Origin of the sequence: Croceicoccus pelagius (assembly GCF_001661915.1) — a bacterium.
Lineage (GTDB): Bacteria > Pseudomonadota > Alphaproteobacteria > Sphingomonadales > Sphingomonadaceae > Croceicoccus > Croceicoccus pelagius.
The window spans coordinates 22,140-37,268 of sequence record NZ_LYWY01000040.1 but is presented as its reverse complement, the minus strand read 5'-3'; the positions used below and the strand labels follow the sequence as shown (position 1 = coordinate 37,268).

Annotated in this window: 15 protein-coding genes; 9 read left to right on the top strand and 6 right to left on the bottom strand. The window is 65.0% G+C overall.

The features are described 5' to 3' along the window. Nucleotides 1–31 precede the first annotated feature (31 nt). Complete coding sequence (locus tag A9D15_RS14415) at nucleotides 32–1,243, top strand: UbiH/UbiF/VisC/COQ6 family ubiquinone biosynthesis hydroxylase (protein WP_066766916.1); 1,212 nt, start codon at nucleotides 32–34, stop codon at nucleotides 1,241–1,243. Here A9D15_RS14415 and A9D15_RS14410 read toward each other — a convergent pair whose 3' ends face one another. From A9D15_RS14410 to hemC, 3 genes are read right to left on the bottom strand one after another with little or no spacing between them, the layout of a single operon-like run. Further along, entirely contained in the window at nucleotides 1,244–2,164 is a 921-nt protein-coding gene (locus tag A9D15_RS14410; protein ID WP_066766240.1) for a hypothetical protein, read from the bottom strand. Nucleotides 2,165–2,189: 25 nt separating this feature from the next. Beyond that, complete coding sequence (locus tag A9D15_RS14405) at nucleotides 2,190–2,873, bottom strand: uroporphyrinogen-III synthase (RefSeq protein ID WP_066766238.1); 684 nt, start codon at nucleotides 2,871–2,873, stop codon at nucleotides 2,190–2,192. Beyond that, nucleotides 2,870–3,823, bottom strand: a complete 954-nt coding sequence (gene hemC, locus A9D15_RS14400; RefSeq protein ID WP_082924514.1) for a hydroxymethylbilane synthase — start codon at nucleotides 3,821–3,823, stop codon at nucleotides 2,870–2,872. Before hemC ends, A9D15_RS14405 begins: the two co-directional genes overlap by 4 nt. A 43-nt stretch (nucleotides 3,824–3,866) precedes the next feature. Between hemC and tsaD the strand changes: the two genes are divergently transcribed. The 6 genes from tsaD to A9D15_RS14375 are packed head-to-tail and all read left to right on the top strand — an operon-like array spanning nucleotide 3,867 to nucleotide 9,097. Then, a complete protein-coding gene (gene tsaD, locus A9D15_RS14395; protein WP_066766236.1) occupies nucleotides 3,867–4,949 on the top strand; it encodes a tRNA (adenosine(37)-N6)-threonylcarbamoyltransferase complex transferase subunit TsaD in 1,083 nt (360 codons plus the stop codon). Next, complete coding sequence (locus A9D15_RS14390; RefSeq protein ID WP_066766235.1) at nucleotides 4,946–5,965, top strand: NAD(P)H-dependent glycerol-3-phosphate dehydrogenase; 1,020 nt, start codon at nucleotides 4,946–4,948, stop codon at nucleotides 5,963–5,965. The genes tsaD and A9D15_RS14390 overlap by 4 nt, the downstream gene beginning before the upstream one ends. Continuing rightward, nucleotides 5,962–7,515: a lipopolysaccharide biosynthesis protein gene (locus tag A9D15_RS14385; RefSeq protein WP_066766233.1), complete on the top strand. Its 1,554-nt coding sequence runs from the start codon at nucleotides 5,962–5,964 to the stop codon at nucleotides 7,513–7,515. The genes A9D15_RS14390 and A9D15_RS14385 overlap by 4 nt, the downstream gene beginning before the upstream one ends. A gap of 20 nt (nucleotides 7,516–7,535) precedes the next feature. Next, nucleotides 7,536–8,294 (top strand): OmpA family protein, encoded by a 759-nt coding sequence (locus A9D15_RS14380; RefSeq protein WP_066766231.1) that lies wholly within the window; start codon nucleotides 7,536–7,538, stop codon nucleotides 8,292–8,294. A 10-nt stretch (nucleotides 8,295–8,304) separates the two neighbouring features. Continuing rightward, nucleotides 8,305–8,460: a hypothetical protein gene (locus tag A9D15_RS16640; protein ID WP_156521806.1), complete on the top strand. Its 156-nt coding sequence runs from the start codon at nucleotides 8,305–8,307 to the stop codon at nucleotides 8,458–8,460. A gap of 1 nt (nucleotide 8,461) precedes the next feature. After that, nucleotides 8,462–9,097 carry a hypothetical protein gene (locus tag A9D15_RS14375; protein ID WP_066766230.1) on the top strand — a complete coding sequence of 212 codons (636 nt, stop codon included), beginning with the start codon at nucleotides 8,462–8,464 and terminating at the stop codon, nucleotides 9,095–9,097. Between the two features lie 6 nt (nucleotides 9,098–9,103). Here A9D15_RS14375 and A9D15_RS14370 read toward each other — a convergent pair whose 3' ends face one another. The 3 genes from A9D15_RS14370 to uvrB are packed head-to-tail and all read right to left on the bottom strand — an operon-like array spanning nucleotide 9,104 to nucleotide 13,485. Continuing rightward, nucleotides 9,104–9,691, bottom strand: a complete 588-nt coding sequence (locus tag A9D15_RS14370; RefSeq protein ID WP_066766229.1) for a hypothetical protein — start codon at nucleotides 9,689–9,691, stop codon at nucleotides 9,104–9,106. A 40-nt stretch (nucleotides 9,692–9,731) separates the two neighbouring features. Further along, on the bottom strand, nucleotides 9,732–11,258 hold the full coding sequence (locus tag A9D15_RS14365; RefSeq protein ID WP_066766227.1) for a S10 family peptidase: 1,527 nt from the start codon (nucleotides 11,256–11,258) through the stop codon (nucleotides 9,732–9,734). Between the two features lie 40 nt (nucleotides 11,259–11,298). Beyond that, a complete protein-coding gene (gene uvrB / locus A9D15_RS14360) occupies nucleotides 11,299–13,485 on the bottom strand; it encodes an excinuclease ABC subunit UvrB (RefSeq protein WP_066766223.1) in 2,187 nt (728 codons plus the stop codon). A gap of 258 nt (nucleotides 13,486–13,743) precedes the next feature. Here uvrB and A9D15_RS14355 point away from each other — a divergent pair, with 258 nt between their 5' ends. Beyond that, entirely contained in the window at nucleotides 13,744–14,334 is a 591-nt protein-coding gene (locus A9D15_RS14355) for a DnaJ domain-containing protein (protein WP_066766220.1), read from the top strand. A gap of 140 nt (nucleotides 14,335–14,474) precedes the next feature. Next, nucleotides 14,475–15,062 (top strand): DUF3617 domain-containing protein, encoded by a 588-nt coding sequence (locus A9D15_RS14350; RefSeq protein WP_066766218.1) that lies wholly within the window; start codon nucleotides 14,475–14,477, stop codon nucleotides 15,060–15,062. The last annotated feature ends 67 nt before the right edge of the window (nucleotides 15,063–15,129 follow it).

The window sequence follows — 15,129 nt, the reverse complement described above, 5'->3', positions numbered from 1 at the left end:
CGGAGATTATCGGGTGAGCGGCGAGATCGAGATGGAACGGCGCGACGTGGTGATCCTTGGCGGCGGACTGGTGGGCATGAGCCTCGCCCTCGCACTGGCGGAACTGGGCATTACCAGCCACGTCCTCGACGCCGCCGATCCCGAAGCGCAGATGGCCGCAGGTTTCGACGGCCGCGCCTCTGCCATTTCGACGGCAAGCTGGAACTTGTTCACCAACATCGGCATCGCCGACCGGCTGGAAAAGTACGGTTGTCCGATCGACGCGATCGCCGTGTCGGACCAGCTGAAGCCGGGCGAACTGCACTTCCGCCCCGAACCGGGCGAAGGGTCGCTCGGCCGCATGTTCGCCAATCGCCAGCTTCGCATCGCCCTGTTTGAAGCGGCGAAGGAACGTACCGAAATCGCATTCCATCCCAAGAGCCGGATCGTCGCACGCGAACGCGGCGAATTCGGTGTCGCCGCCATCCGCGAGGACGGTGCCCGTTTCGAGGGCAGCCTTTTGGTCGCTGCCGAGGGACGCCGTTCGCCAACGCGTGAAGAGGCTGGACTGACGGTCGCCAAGTGGGACTATCGCCACCGCGCGCTGATCTGCGGGCTGACCCATGAAAAGCCGCACGGCAACGTCGCTTGGGAAATCTTCTATCCGGCAGGGCCCTTCGCACTGCTGCCGATGCTTGACGACGATCAGGGGCGCCACCGCACCGCGCTGGTCTGGACCGTGGCCGAGAAGGAAGCCGATGCCTGGCTGAAGCTGGGCGAGCGGGCTTTTGTGGCCGAAGCGCAAAAGCGCATGGGCGGCGTGCTGGGCGAAATCGCTCTCGACGGTCAGCGCACGTCTTTCCCGCTGGGCTTCCATCACGCGCCGACGATCATCGCGGAGCGGCTGGCGCTGGTCGGCGATGCGGCGCACGGCATTCACCCGATCGCGGGGCAGGGACTGAACCTTGGCCTGCGCGATGCGGCGGCACTGGCCGAAGTGCTGGGCGATGGCATGCGGCTGGGGTTGGAGCCGGGGGATGCGCAGCTTTTGAAGCGGTATCAGGACTGGCGCGCGCTCGACGATTTCAGCGTGGCACTGGCGACTGACGGGTTGACCTGGATCTTCGGGGTCCCCGGAAAGACGGCAAGCCTGGTGCGCCGCGCAGGGATGAGCGCGATCGAGAAGTTCGCCCCCTTGAAGACCTTCTTCATGGACGAAGCGCGCGGCGTATCCGGCGCGCTTCCCGCCCTGCTTCAGGACTGATTATTCGGCAGCAGCCGTCTGTTCGGGTGACGGCGTCGGCGTCGGCGCGGCAGGGCTGCGCTGGCGCACGGGTTGTCCTTCACCGTCGATGAGCTGGCGTGGTTCGAGCAGGGCCGCGGTCTCGATCAGGTCGAGCGCATCGTGCATCGCGGTATAGCGGCGGGCCTCGGCCAGCCACGGTTCGACACGTTCGCGGTTGGGCAGGCGTTCTACCAGCGCGGCGGCGGCTTCGACGCGGCCATCGTCCAGCAGGGTGCGGGCCCGGTCGACGCGCAGTTCCGGTTGTGGCGAAGGCGCGCTCGACTTGCGTAGCACGAACAGGCGCGAGGCTTCCGCTTTCACGCGTTCCCAGCCGGTGGCATTGTCCGGCTCGTTCACCGCCTCGTTGGCGATTTCCTCAAGCTCCAGCCGCAGGGCGTCGAGCGTGACCGGATTGCGCGACCCGTTGATGATCGTGCGCACCGCGTTCGGCTGGGCATTGCCGAAACGAAGCTGCAGCTGATTCTCGAGATAGCCGAGCGGCGCGCCGCGTTCGATCAGGCGGCGGGCGGCAAAAGCGACCAGCAGCCCTTCGGCGCGGGCGGCGTGGCCCGATGCGGCCTCGGCCTGCAGGTCCAGCCGGTTCAAGCGGCGTTCGAGATCTTCGAGGCGCATGCCCATCGTCGTCTCGTTCGCGGTTGTCGGGATGCTGGTGGGGACGGCAGCGGCCAGTTCGGCATCGCCGGGAAGCGCGGCGGCGGTCTGCGCGGTTTCGGTGGGTGCCTCTTCAGAAGAAGTCAAACCGTAGCTCCACGCCAGATATAAGGCGAGCGCGCAGCCGACGCTGAACGCGATCAGGACGGCAGTCGCCATCGCGCGCATGCGGTTGGTGCTGCCGGAACGATCCGAAATCGAGGTCGCGTTGGGGGTTGTCGCTTCCATTACATCTCTGGTTAGTTTTTCAGCTTCAGGCTTGGCACATTTGCCTGGCCAAGGCCAGCAGTGCCCCGTCGTCGGTAAGCGGAGCGGTGGATAGACACATCCACCCTGAACCCGCGCTGTCCGCGATCCGCGGCGCAAGACATGCAAGCGCGATATTGCCGCGCGCGATGCCCAGCCGGTCGACTTCGGCCGCGAAATGGGCGGCGGCCTCGCCCGAATGAAGCAGGACCACGCAGGGTTCGCACAGCATGCAGGCCAGTTCGGGCGGGATCTGGTAGGCCGCGACGCGATAGGCGGTGCGGGTATCGGCGCTCATCCCCGCTGGCAGGGAGAGCGGGACGTGCGCTTCACCGCTCACGCGCAGCAGGCGGCGGTGACCTGCGGCTTCGGCCATCGGGACAAGTGACTGCAAGCCGCCCGTGCCGCTGCCCGCGACCGTAAAACCCGCTTTGCGCGCACCCTTGGCAGTGGCTTCGCCTACGCACCATGCGGGGAGTGTGGTCAGGCCGGACAGGCAATCACCGCCGTGGCGCAGGACATTGGCGCTACCGATCAGGATCGCGTCAAACGCGCCTGCATCGGGGCAGGCCCATGCCACTGGCTCCACCGCGAAAAGCGGGTGGCTTGCGACTTCGATGCCCATTTCCCTCGCCAGCGCCACTGTCCGGGCATCGCCGGGCGCGGGACGGATGGTGATGATGGGTTTCAAGCCGGAGGGCCTGCGAAGTGGACGGCAACCGCCTCGGGCGCATCGGCCAGAAGCCGGCGGGCCAGGACGCTGGCCCCGTCGGAGTTGGCGGAAAAGGTGGCTTCGCCTTCCACCTTCACCAATCCGTCGGGGCTGTAGAGCCGTGCGGTCATGGTCAGTTCGCTGTCGCCCCGCGTCCACACCGCGATGGGGCTATGGCAATTGCCGCCCAGTGCCAGCAGCAGTTCGCGTTCGGCCATGATCTGCGCGCGCGTCGGCGCATGGTCGATGGCGGACAGCGCCTGCTTAACGAAAGCGTCGTCGGCGCGGCATTCGATGCCGATCGCGCCTTGCGCCGGCGCGGGCAACCACTCGGCCGCTTCGAGCGGGTGGCCGACACCCGTTTCGCCAAGGCGTTCGAGACCGGCGGCGGCAAGCAGCGTCACATCCGCCTCGCCCGCCTGCAATTTGGCAAGACGCGTCGCGACATTGCCGCGGAAGCCCACGACGGTAAGATCGGGGCGCAAGCTCAACATCTGGGCTGCACGGCGCGGCGCGCTTGTGCCGACACGCGCGCCCGGCGGGATCGCGGCAACCGAACTTGCGCCCACAAGCACGTCGCGCACGTCGGCGCGGGGCAGCAGGGCGGCAATCGCGATCTGTTCGGGGCGGATCGTCTCCACGTCCTTCATCGAGTGGACGGAGAAGTCGATCTTCCCCTCGATCAGCCAGCCGTCGAGTTCCTTGGTCCACAGCGCCTTGCCGCCGATTTCGGCAAGCGGGCGGTCCTGCACCTTGTCGCCGCTGGCCAGCACGGGGACGATCTCAACAGCGTCCTCGCGCCACTCGTGCGCCTTGCACAGGCGGTCGCGGGCCTCGTGGGCCTGTGCCATGGCGAGCGGGGAACGGCGCGTGCCGAGGCGAAGCGGGCGTTCAGGGGCGGGCAGCGGGTTTTGCGTGACGTCGGGCATCGCGGGTTGTGCTAGCGGCGCAAAGCGTTCAGGGAAACCCGCCATGAGTGCCACAAATCCGAAGGTTTCACAGTTTTCGCGCCCGTTGGTGCTCGGTATCGAGTCCAGCTGCGACGAAAGCGCGGCTGCGGTCGTGGCTGCGGACGGGACGATCGTCGCGCAGGCCATCGCCTCTCAGGACGAAGCGCATCGCCCGTTCGGCGGCGTAGTGCCCGAAATTGCGGCCCGCGCGCATGTCGAAGTGCTGGGCCCGATGGTGGAACAGGTTCTGGCCGAGGCGGGCATGGAACTGGCCGATCTCGATGCGATTGCCGCGACGGCAGGGCCGGGGCTGATCGGCGGGGTCATGGTCGGTCTCGTCACCGGCAAGGCGCTGGCCATGGCGGGCGACAGGCCGCTGATTGCGATTAACCACCTTGAAGGCCATGCGCTGAGCCCGCGTCTTGCTGACCGCGAGTTGGCCTTTCCCTATTTGTTGCTCCTGGCAAGCGGGGGGCATTGCCAGATTCTGGAAGTGCGCGGCGTCGGCGAATACCGGCGGCTGGCGACGACGATCGACGACGCGCTGGGCGAGGCGTTCGACAAAACCGCGAAGATCCTGGGTCTCGGCTATCCGGGCGGCCCGGCGGTCGAGCGGCTGGCAGCAGAAGGCGACCCGAAAGCCGTGCCGCTGCCGCGTCCGCTCAAAGGCTCTGCCGAACCGCATCTCTCCTTCGCGGGACTGAAAAGCGCGGTCCTGCGCGCTTTCGAAAGCGGGCAGTACGAAAAGGCCGACATCGCTGCCAGTTTCCAGCAGGCCGCGCTAGACTGCGTGATCGACCGCACGACACGCGCCTTGGCCGATGCGGGCGAGGTCGGCGCGCTGGTCGTTGCTGGCGGTGTCGCGGCGAACAAGTCGCTTCGCACAGCGCTGGAGGCACTTGCTGAGGAAAACGGTCTCGGCTTCGTTGCACCGCCGATGAAGCTTTGTACCGATAATGCCGCAATGATCGCATGGGCAGGGCAGGAACGGCTGGCCGCGGGGCTGGTGGCCGAAGGTGGCGATCCGCTGGACGTCGCGGCGCGGCCGCGCTGGCCGCTCGACCCAGATGCCGAACCCGCACGCGGAGCAGGAGTGAAAGCATGAGCAAGATATCGACCGTCGGCGTGATCGGCGCTGGCGCATGGGGCACCGCCCTTGCGCAGATGCTGGCCAGCGACGGACGCGATGTCCTGATCTGGGCGTTCGAGGAGGACGTCGTCACCGGCATCAACGACGAACACCGCAACGCGACTTACCTGCCCAGCGCGCATCTGTCGGAAAAGATCCGCGCGAGCAGCGATCTTGCCGATTTCGCCAATCTCGACGTGCTGCTGGCCGTGACGCCTGCCCAGCATCTTGACCGCGTCATGTCTGGGCTTCCGCAGTTTTCGGGCGATCTGGTGCTGTGCTGCAAGGGGATCGAGAAGGGCACGAACCGCCTGATGGCCGAAGTCGCGCGCGACGCTTGCCCGAACGCCACGCTTGCCGTGCTGTCGGGTCCGACGTTCGCGCACGAAGTCGCCGCAGGTCTGCCGACCGCCGTGACGCTCGCCTGCGAGGGCGGCGAGGAGCAGTGGGAGCGTCTTTCCGAAGCCGTCGCCCGCACCGAGTTCCGCCCCTATTATTCCGACGACATCGTCGGGGCCGAGATCGGCGGATCGGTGAAGAACGTTCTCGCCATCGCCTGCGGCGTGGTAGACGGGATGGAGCTTGGCCAGAACGCCCGCGCCTCGCTGATTGCGCGCGGATTTGCGGAAATGCTCCGCTTCGGCCTTGCCCGCGGCGCGCAGGCCGAAACGCTTTCGGGCCTTTGCGGGCTGGGCGATCTGGTGCTGACCTGTTCCTCGACTTCCAGCCGCAACTTCTCGCTCGGCACCGCGCTGGGGCAGGGTGAGGATCCTGTCGGCCTGATGGCCAATCGCCGCACCGTGGCCGAAGGCGCGCATACCGCGCCCGTGCTTCAGGGCATTGCACACGACATGGGCATCGAAATGCCGATCACCGGCGCGGTATGCGCGCTGCTGGAAGGCAAGGTCACCGCCTCGCAAATGGTCGATGCGCTGCTGGCCCGCCCGCTGAAGCAGGAAGTACCTGAAGAGATTTCGGAGCAGCCCCGGTGACAAACCCCGCGCCGCCCGCATCGGGTGGCCAGCCCGCGCCGGATGGCTCCGGACAGCCGGGTCAGGATCTTGCCGCTCTTGCCAAGGGTGGCAGGACCAATTTTCTCGGCTTCCTGCTGCGTCTTGCCGCGCGTCTGCCGTTCCTGTTCATCGCGGGCCGCCTTTACGGCGCGGACCAGCTGGGGCGCTTTGCCTCGGCCCTGATCGTCATCGAGATCGCGGGCCAGATCGCGACGCTGGGCCTCAAGCGCGGGCTTGCCAAGGAGCTGCATAACGAGAAGCGGGACGAGACCCACGTCATCACCGACGGACTGCTGCTCTCGCTGATCACCAGTTCGCTGTTTGCCGCGATCCTGTTCGTGTTTCCCGCCCCGATGTTCCCCAACGGGATGAACAGCGGGTGGGACCTCTATCTACCCATCGCGATCGTCATGCTGGCGCTGACCGAAGTGATGCTGGCTGCGCTCGCCTACCGATACAACATCGCGGCCACCGTGCGCAGCCGTTCCATCGTGGAGCCGTGGTCGCTCTCAATCATGGCGGGCGTGTTCTATTTCATCCCCGCGACGCAGGAAGGCGGGCTGGCGCTGTCGTACCTGTTCTCGGTCATCGCGGCGGCGCTGACCGCGCTGATCCCGCTACTGCGCAGTTACGGCTGGCCGCACGGATGGAAGCCGCACCTGATCCACCTTGCCGCCATTGCTCGCGACAATTTCCCGCTCGCGCTGGCCGACGCGATCGAGTGGGGGACACGCCGCCTCGACATTGCGATCCTGGGTATTTTCGTCAGTCCGGCGACAGTCGGCATTTATTACGTCGCGGTGCAGGTGGCGAGCCTGCCGCAAAAGCTGAAGACCAGTTTCGAGCCGATCCTTGGCCCCGTCATCGTGCGCAAACTGAAGGAAAAGGACTATGCCGCGATCGCCCGGCAGGTCTGCCAGGCAGGTTTCTGGATCATCGCCGCGCAGACCGGCATCGGGCTGGCGCTGGGCATTCCGGGCGAAGGCGTGCTCGGCCTTGTCGGGCCGCAGTTCATTTACGGCAACGGCGCGCTGGCGTTCCTCTTGCTGGCGGAAGTGGTCGCGTCGACCGCGGTCGTTTCGGAAGCGGCGCTGATCTATCTGGCTCGGCTGAAGAACCTCGCGATCTCGTTCGCGACGATCACGCTGCAGGGGCTGCTGACGGTCGGCGTGATCTTCGCGATCAAGGAACTGGGGTTCAGCGAACTGTTCCAGGCAGCGGGCGCTGCAATTTCGCTGTGTCTCGCGCTCGCTTTTGCCAGCTTTACCAAGTCGCGCGTGCTCGCGGGCATTCTGGGAGAGCGGATCAACAACTTCCGCTGGCCGCTTGTCTGGGCGATTGCGCCGGCCGTCGTCGTCGGTTTCGCCTTCACTTACCTGCCCGAATGGATGGAGCTTGCCATCGGCATTCCGGCCATCCTCGCGACTTATGGCTACGTCATCTGGAAGCGCGGCTTTGGCGAGGAAGATCGTGTGCTTTTCCGGCAGGCGGGCAAGAAGGACACAGCCGCCCTTCCGCCAGAGGGTTAGCTTCGCTATCGACTTTGCGCATGAAGGCAATTCTCTCGCTTACCCCGTGGCTCAAGGTGCTGATTGGCGCAGCCTGCGTTGTCGTGATCGCGCTGATCGCCTCGGACATGACGAGCGAGAACACGATCGCACGGCTGGAGAACGAGGCGAAAGCCGCGATCGAGCGGCAGGGCGGCACCGGCATCGTTGCCGATTTCCGCACCGATCAGGGCTGGCCGACAAGGCACCCGGAATTGAGCGGGGGCGAGACGCTGGACGATGACACCCGCCGGCGCGTTGCCCGCGCCGTTGCCGCGGTTCGGGGTGTCGGCGGAGTCCACTGGGCCAAGGGCTCGCGCCCACCGGTCGAAACCGTGGAAACAGTCGAACCCGGCCCTTATCATTGCCAGCGCGATGTCGAAGCACTGCTTGCCGTGCGCGTCATCCGTTTCGCGCAGAGCAGCGCGAAGATCGAGGACGATAGCGATCTGCTGCTGGACGAAGTGGCAGAGGCCCTCAAGCCGTGCCGCGGATCGATCATCGCGGTTGCCGGCCATTCCGATTCCGTGGGCGATGCACAAGTGAACTTGCGCCTCAGCCGCGAACGCGCCGATGCCGTGCGCGATGCGCTGGTGGAACGCGGGCTACCGCGCGCATCGCTGCGCGCCGAAGGTTACGGCTCGGCCCGGCCGGTCGAAGGCCTGGACCCGACCGATCCGGCCAACCGCCGTATCGAGTTCTCGGTCATCTCGATCGCGCCGCAAGTGCCGACGCCGGTCGATACGCCGGACGCAGGGTAGGGAGACGGACATGCCGCTCTGGATCGAATTGCTCGTCGCGTTGCTGATCGTCTATGGCGCGGTCCTGTCGCTGGCGTTGCTTTGGTTTTCGCGCAGGGTGAGGTTCCGCAACCTCGTCAATCTGCGCGCCGCTCGCCGGGCGGAAAGACTAGAAGAGGAAAGCTGAAATGGTGGAACTGATCCAGGCGAACTGGGTGGCCTTCGCGATCGTCGCGGTCCTGGCCGTTATCATCGCGCTGTGGCTGCTGGCCCGCCCGAAGAAGGAACGCGTGCGCAGCCACCGTCCCGACGTGCTGGACGAAGGGGTTGGCCCGGCCAAGCGCAATCAGGCGCTGATCGATTCGGCGCCTGCGGCTTCTGGCGTCACTCACGAACACGAACCGCCCGCGACGCCCGAAGGCATGGGCGGGGTCGGCATCGCGGTTGCGGCTGCCGCGCTCGAGCATGACGAGGAAATGCAAAAGGCTGCGGTGGCCGAGGAAGACCACATGCCCGGAAATGCGCGCGATGCGCAGGCCGTGGCCGCCGCGGTGAAGATCGATGCCGCCGATCACCCCGGCGAAGGGCTGGACGATCTCTCGCGCATCAAGGGGCTTGGGCCGAAGCTGGTCGCCATGCTGGGCGACATGGGCATTTCGCGTTTCGACCAGATCGCGGCGTGGAGCGATGACGACGTACAGAAAATCGACGAGCGGCTGGGCCGCTTCAAGGGCCGTATCACGCGCGACGACTGGCGCACGCAGGCAAAGTTCCTCGCCGAGGGTGATGCCGCTGGGTACGAGGAAAGGTTCGGAAAGCTTTAACGCGCGTCAGGCGGTCTCGTCGGTATCGACTGCCGCGCCCTTGATCGTCGCGTCGGCCTCCGGCTTGCAGCCGGTAATGACCGACGAGGCGATCGAGCTTGCCGGCGAGATCACTTTGCCGCCGCCCGCGACGGTCGCGTAGAACGGGCCGCCGGTCACCGCGATCCACAGCGGATCGTCGCTGCGCAGGCTGCCGTGCCATGCCGCGCCGTCGTTCTCGACCTTGAGCCGCAGGATCCCGCGATAGCCGACGAAGGCGAATAGCGCCTTGGCCCCGTCGTCGGACGCGACGTTGCGCGTCACGTCGACCATACCGTCATTGCAGGCCATCTCGATCAGCGGCTTCCGATCCGGCTCGCCATAGATCGCGCCCGACTTCGTTTCGCGCCAGGTGGCGTCGGGCGGGTCGATCTTTCCGGGCATGGCCTCGGTGATCTTGCGTTCGACATCCAGCTCCGCCTGGTCGTGGTGCGGCAGGGAGAACTTGGTCACCGGCTCGTTCGGCGCGCCCTCCGGTTCGGAGTTCGAGGAACAGGCACTGGCGGCAAGGACAATGGCCGCCATCGCGGCGGTTCGGGGAAGCGACCGGATCATGGGGCGATGCGCTAACACCGCCCCGCGCGCGGGGGTAGCCCTATCGCGCCTTTATGAACGCCCGTACGTCGCGCGAAAGCTTCGTCCTGTCTTCGTCGCGCAGATACATCATGTGACCCGCGTCGTAGTACTTCCACGTCATGCGGTCCTGCGGGAATCCGGGGCGGTTCATGGAATATTCCGCCGCGAAGAAGGGCGTTGCGAAATCGTACCAGCCCTGACCGACGAATACGCGCATCTGCGAATTCTCGCGCATTGCCCGCGCCAGCTTGGGCGCGACGTTGAGGTAGGGCGCGACGCTGCCTTCACCTTCGGGCCGCCAGTCCCATTCGGTCACTCCGCCCAGCGGCACGTAGTCGCGCTCGGTGTCAAAGCCGAGCGACCGGCGCAGCCAGTCGTTCGCGGCGGCCGTATAGGCCCCGTCGATGCCGAAGCCCGAGGGATCGTTGTCGGGCGTTTCTCCCGCGTCGTCGAAATCGTCGCCGAGATAGCGGGAATCGAACCGCCCCACGACTTGCCCGCGGTCGCGCAGCAGTTCCTTGTAGAACCGGCCCGGCGTCACGCGCAGGTTCGCCCGTTCTATGTACTCTTCCGAAAGTCCCGTCAGGCGCGACATTTCCGCGCGGATCTTCGCGCGTTCGTCGGCGGGCAGGTCTTGGCCCTTGAGCAGAGCCGTCATGTAGGGGCCAAGCGCCCACTGCCGCGCCTCCTCGGCAACCTCGGCGGGCGACCCGCCGGTGCGCTTGCCGTGATAGGCCGCGGTCACGGCCATCGAGGGGATGTACATCGGGTAGGTCAGTTCGTTCCCGTCCTCACCGCCGCCCCAGACGGTAGGGAAGTCGAGGATCGACGAGATCAGGATCACCCCGTTCAGTGCAACGTCGTTCCAGCCGCTTTCCAGTTCCGACGCGACAAGGGCCGAGCGGGTCGTACCGTAGCTTTCGCCGCCCAGATACTTGGGGCTGTTCCAGCGGCCATTCTCGGTCAGCCACTTGCGAATGACCTCGGCGATCGACTTCGCATCCTGCTGCAGGCCCCAGTATTCCTTGCCCTCGGTCTCGCCGATGGTGTGCGAGAAACCGGTGCCGACGGGATCGATGAAGACGAGATCGGTTACGTCGAGCAGCGAATCCGGATTGTCGACGATGGGGAAGGGCGGTGCGCCGTCGTCGGTGGCATCGGATGGCGTGTCGACGCGCTTGGGTCCGAAAGCGCCCATCTGCAGCCAGAGCGAGGCCGAACCCGGCCCGCCGTTGAAAAGGAAGGTCACGGGGCGATTGCGGTCATTGCCTTTGGCGACATAGCTGGTGGTGACGATCGCGGCCTTGGGTGTGCCGTCTTCGGCCTTGAGGACGGTTTCGGCAACGCGCGCGGTATAGTCGATCCGCTGGCCGCCGAACGTACCGCTAAGCTGCCTTTCCGAAGAAAGCGGCGTATAGTCGGTCACAGGCTTTGCGGCCTTCTCATCATCCTTGTCGGCGGCGGATACGGCGGCGGGAGCGGCAAGGATGCCAAGGGCCAAAGCCAGTGCGGGCGCGGTGCAAACCGGTTTCAGATGAAATCGCATCGGCGCGATATGCCAAGCCGTTACATTCGCGGCAACCGGCTTAACGCTTCCACTTCTTCTGGACTTTGCCATAGCGCGTCTTGCGCGTGCCCGGCTTGCCTTCGTTCGAGCGGCCCACGATCGGAGCCTTCTTCTCGCCATCGGGCAGGCCCAGTTCCTCGTTCTCCAGCCGGCGGATCTCGTCGCGCAGGCGTCCCGCTTCCTCGAACTCGAGATCGGCGGCCGCGGCGCGCATCCGCGCTTCAAGGTCCTCGATATAGGCGCGCAGGTTGTGCCCGACGAGATTGTTGCGCTCGTCATCGCCGGTATCGACCGTGACCCCGTCCTTGCTGGCGGTGTCGGCCACGATGTCGTGGATGTTGCGCTTGATCGTCTGCGGCGTGATGCCGTGTTCGAGGTTGTATTCCTCCTGCTTGGCGCGGCGGCGGTCGGTTTCGGCGATCGCGCGCTCCATCGAACCGGTCATGCGGTCGGCATAGAGGATCACCCGCCCGTCGACGTTACGTGCGGCACGGCCGATGGTCTGGATCAAGGATGTTTCGCTGCGCAGGAAGCCTTCCTTGTCGGCATCGAGAATGCAGACGAGGCCACATTCGGGAATGTCGAGCCCTTCGCGTAGCAGGTTGATGCCGACCAGCACGTCATATACGCCAAGCCGGAGATCACGGATCAACTCGATACGTTCCAGCGTCTCTACGTCGCTGTGCATGTAGCGCACGCGCACGCCTGCCTCGTGCATGAATTCGGTCAGGTCTTCAGCCATGCGCTTGGTCAGCGTTGTGACGAGCGTGCGGTAGCCCTTGGCCGCGGTCGCCTTGCATTCGTTGATGCAGTCCTGGACCTGGTCCTCGACCGGTTTGATCTCGACCGGCGGGTCGATGAGGCCGGTGGGCCGGATGACCTGTTCGGCGAAGACGCCGCCGGTCTGCTCCATCTCCCAACCGCCGGGCGTTGCGGATACGGCGATGGTCTGCGGGCGCATCGCGTCCCATTCGTTGAACCGCAGCGGGCGGTTGTCGATGCAGCTGGGCAGGCGGAATCCGTATTCGGCCAGCGTCAGCTTGCGCCGGTGGTCGCCCCGCGCCATCGCACCGATCTGCGGCACGGTCTGGTGGCTTTCATCGACGAACAGCAGGGCATTGTCGGGCAAGTATTCGAACAGGGTCGGCGGCGGCTCGCCCGGAAGACGGCCGGTCAGGAAGCGGGAATAGTTTTCGATCCCGGCGCAGCTGCCCGTGGCGGCGATCATCTCGAGGTCGAAATTGGTGCGCTGCTCAAGGCGCTGGTGTTCCAGCAGCTTGCCCTCCGCCTCCAGCTCCTTCAGCCGCTCCGACAATTCGAACCGTATGGCCTCGCTCGCCTGCTTCATCGTCGGGCCGGGGGTCACGTAGTGCGAGTTCGCGTAGATGCGGACCTTGTCCAGCGAGGCACCCTTCTTGCCCGTCAGGGGGTCGAACTCGCTGATCTCCTCGATCTCGTCTCCGAAGAACGAGATGCGCCAGGCCATGTCTTCATAGTGCGAAGGGAAAATTTCCAGACTGTCACCGCGCACGCGGAAATTTCCGCGGGCGAAGGCGGCGTCGTTGCGTTTGTATTGAAGGGCGACCAGCTTCCTGATGATCTCGCGTTGGTCGGCGGTCTCATCCTTCTTGATGTCGAAGATCATGGCCGAATACGTCTCGACCGAGCCGATGCCGTAGAGGCACGAGACAGAGGCGACGATGATGACGTCGTCGCGTTCGAGCAGGGCGCGCGTGGCGGAGTGGCGCATCCGGTCGATCGCCTCGTTTACCGAGCTTTCTTTCTCGATATAGGTGTCGGACCGGGGGACGTAGGCCTCAGGCTGGTAATAATCGTAGTAGGATACGAAATATTCGACGGCGTTGTTCGGAAAGAAGCTCTTGAATTCGCCATAGAGCTGCGCGGCAAGAATCTTGTTCGGCGCAAGGATGAGCGCGGGGCGCTGCATCTCCTCTATCACCTTGGCCATCGTGAAGGTTTTGCCCGAACCCGTGACGCCCAGAAGGACTTGTGTCTTCTCGTCCTCTTTTGCGGCCTGCACCAGTTCCGCGATGGCGGTGGGCTGGTCGCCGGCGGGCTGATATTCGGAAACAAGCTGGAACCGCTTGCCCGGCATGGATTTTTCGGGGCGCTGCGGTTTGTGGGGGACGAAGCCTTCTGAAGTATCCGGCTCTTCAAGGCCGCGACGGATCACGAGTTCTGCCATGGGCGCGAATATGGGTGCGAAGCTTCGCGGATTCAATCGCGGGCTGGCGCGGCAGTCGCCGGCTTTTAACGTGTTGTCATTTACTTGCCCACACCCGCCGAATTCCTGCGGAGGGCGCTTTGACAGACGGGCTTAATAAAGTGACAATTACTGTGCGTTAAGCGTAACGCTTCCCGTTGTGGTTGACGGGGCTGGTGGGGCAGCGCATCCGTCGATTTTTCGCCGATCGTCGATGGGTGCCAAGGGGGTTTTCAGGCCATGGAGCATGGGCACCGATATACCGATTACTACAAGGTTCTGAAAGTAAACCCCGATTGCGACGCAAGAATACTTGAACTTGCGTACCACTACTTTGCCAAGATGTACCACCCGGACAATTCGGCAACCGCCGATCCGGACCGCTTTGCAGAAACGATCGAGGCGTATGGTGTCCTGCGCGACCCCGAAAAGCGCGCGGCCTACGACCGCACCTACAAGCGCGGCGCGGGTCCGGCGTACGAGTTTCCGCAAAGCGACGAGCTGGCCATTGACGAGAAGTCGGCTCTCTCCGATGCGGAGACGCACGCCAAGATCCTTTCATTCCTGTACAAGCGCCGCCGCGAACACGCGTCCGACGCGGGTGTGATCGGCTGGCTGCTGCAGGAAATGCTCGGCTGTTCGGAGGACCACTTCGAATTCCACGTCTGGTACCTGAAGAACAAGGGCTTCATCGAAGTGACCGAGCAGGGCACGATCGCGGTGACCATCGCGGGCGTCGACCACGTGATCTCGATGTCGCGTTCGCGTGAGGCGGAGACGCTGCTCCTTCAGCAGAAACCGATCGTGACGTCGGGGCCGGGTTTTTCCTGATCGGGCGCTGCGCAGCCTTCCTCCCTCTCTCCCTGGCGCGACTTTACCTGCCGACTGTTGCAATCGCGGGGGCGTGGTCTAGCGTGCACCCCGGTCAAATTCAGCATCAAAGACAGTCTCGTCTTTCGGAGAGAAACGAAATGAACATCCGCCCCGTGTCGAGGCTTGCCGTCCTGTGCCTTGCGCCGCTTGCGCTGGCCGCCTGCGGTTCGGACGAACCGGCAGAGCAGTCCGATGCAGCAGCGCAAGACGCGCTGACCGCGCCCCAAGGCATGAGCAACGATGAGATCGAGGCCGAGATGAAAAAGGCGGTCCGGCCGAAACCCGGGCAGTACACGTCGAGCGCTGAACTCGTCGAACTTGACGTTCCCGGCATTCCGGCAGCGCAGGCCAAGCAGATGAAGGACATGATGGTCGCCTCGCTGTCGCGCACCACCAGTCGGTGCCTGACGCCGGACGAGGCTGAAAAAGGCTTCGAGGAACTGGCCAAGGCGCAGCAGGAAGGCTGCACGGTAGACAGCTTCAAGGTCGACGGCGGCAAGTTCGTCGGCAAGATGAGCTGCGATAACGACGATGCCCGCGGCACGATGACGATGAGCGGGACCGGCACGGAAACGGGCTCGGAAATGGACATGGCGATGGACATGACGTCGTCGAATCTGCCGGGCGGCCGCATGGCCATGAAAATGCACGTGACCAGCAAGCGGACGGGTGACTGCCCCGGTTGATTGGAAGCGGGCTGATCGGGAAAAGCGGAAACCACTGCCAATCCGGCGCGTTGGGAGGACAGGGCGG

What these genes read in the sequence shown, in the direction of transcription:
- A9D15_RS14370 (WP_066766229.1), bottom strand. Translation starts at nt 9,691, where the DNA reads ATGATCCGGTCGCTTCCCCGAACCGCCGCGATGGCGGCCATTGTCCTT.
- A9D15_RS14410 (WP_066766240.1), bottom strand. Translation starts at nt 2,164, where the DNA reads ATGGAAGCGACAACCCCCAACGCGACCTCGATTTCGGATCGTTCCGGC.
- A9D15_RS14365 (WP_066766227.1), bottom strand. Translation starts at nt 11,258, where the DNA reads ATGCGATTTCATCTGAAACCGGTTTGCACCGCGCCCGCACTGGCTTTG.
- A9D15_RS14390 (WP_066766235.1), top strand. Translation starts at nt 4,946, where the DNA reads ATGAGCAAGATATCGACCGTCGGCGTGATCGGCGCTGGCGCATGGGGC.
- A9D15_RS14355 (WP_066766220.1), top strand. Translation starts at nt 13,744, where the DNA reads ATGGAGCATGGGCACCGATATACCGATTACTACAAGGTTCTGAAAGTA.
- A9D15_RS14380 (WP_066766231.1), top strand. Translation starts at nt 7,536, where the DNA reads ATGAAGGCAATTCTCTCGCTTACCCCGTGGCTCAAGGTGCTGATTGGC.
- A9D15_RS14375 (WP_066766230.1), top strand. Translation starts at nt 8,462, where the DNA reads ATGGTGGAACTGATCCAGGCGAACTGGGTGGCCTTCGCGATCGTCGCG.
- hemC (WP_082924514.1), bottom strand. Translation starts at nt 3,823, where the DNA reads ATGCCCGACGTCACGCAAAACCCGCTGCCCGCCCCTGAACGCCCGCTT.
- uvrB (WP_066766223.1), bottom strand. Translation starts at nt 13,485, where the DNA reads ATGGCAGAACTCGTGATCCGTCGCGGCCTTGAAGAGCCGGATACTTCA.
- A9D15_RS14415 (WP_066766916.1), top strand. Translation starts at nt 32, where the DNA reads ATGGAACGGCGCGACGTGGTGATCCTTGGCGGCGGACTGGTGGGCATG.
- A9D15_RS14350 (WP_066766218.1), top strand. Translation starts at nt 14,475, where the DNA reads ATGAACATCCGCCCCGTGTCGAGGCTTGCCGTCCTGTGCCTTGCGCCG.
- A9D15_RS16640 (WP_156521806.1), top strand. Translation starts at nt 8,305, where the DNA reads ATGCCGCTCTGGATCGAATTGCTCGTCGCGTTGCTGATCGTCTATGGC.
- tsaD (WP_066766236.1), top strand. Translation starts at nt 3,867, where the DNA reads ATGAGTGCCACAAATCCGAAGGTTTCACAGTTTTCGCGCCCGTTGGTG.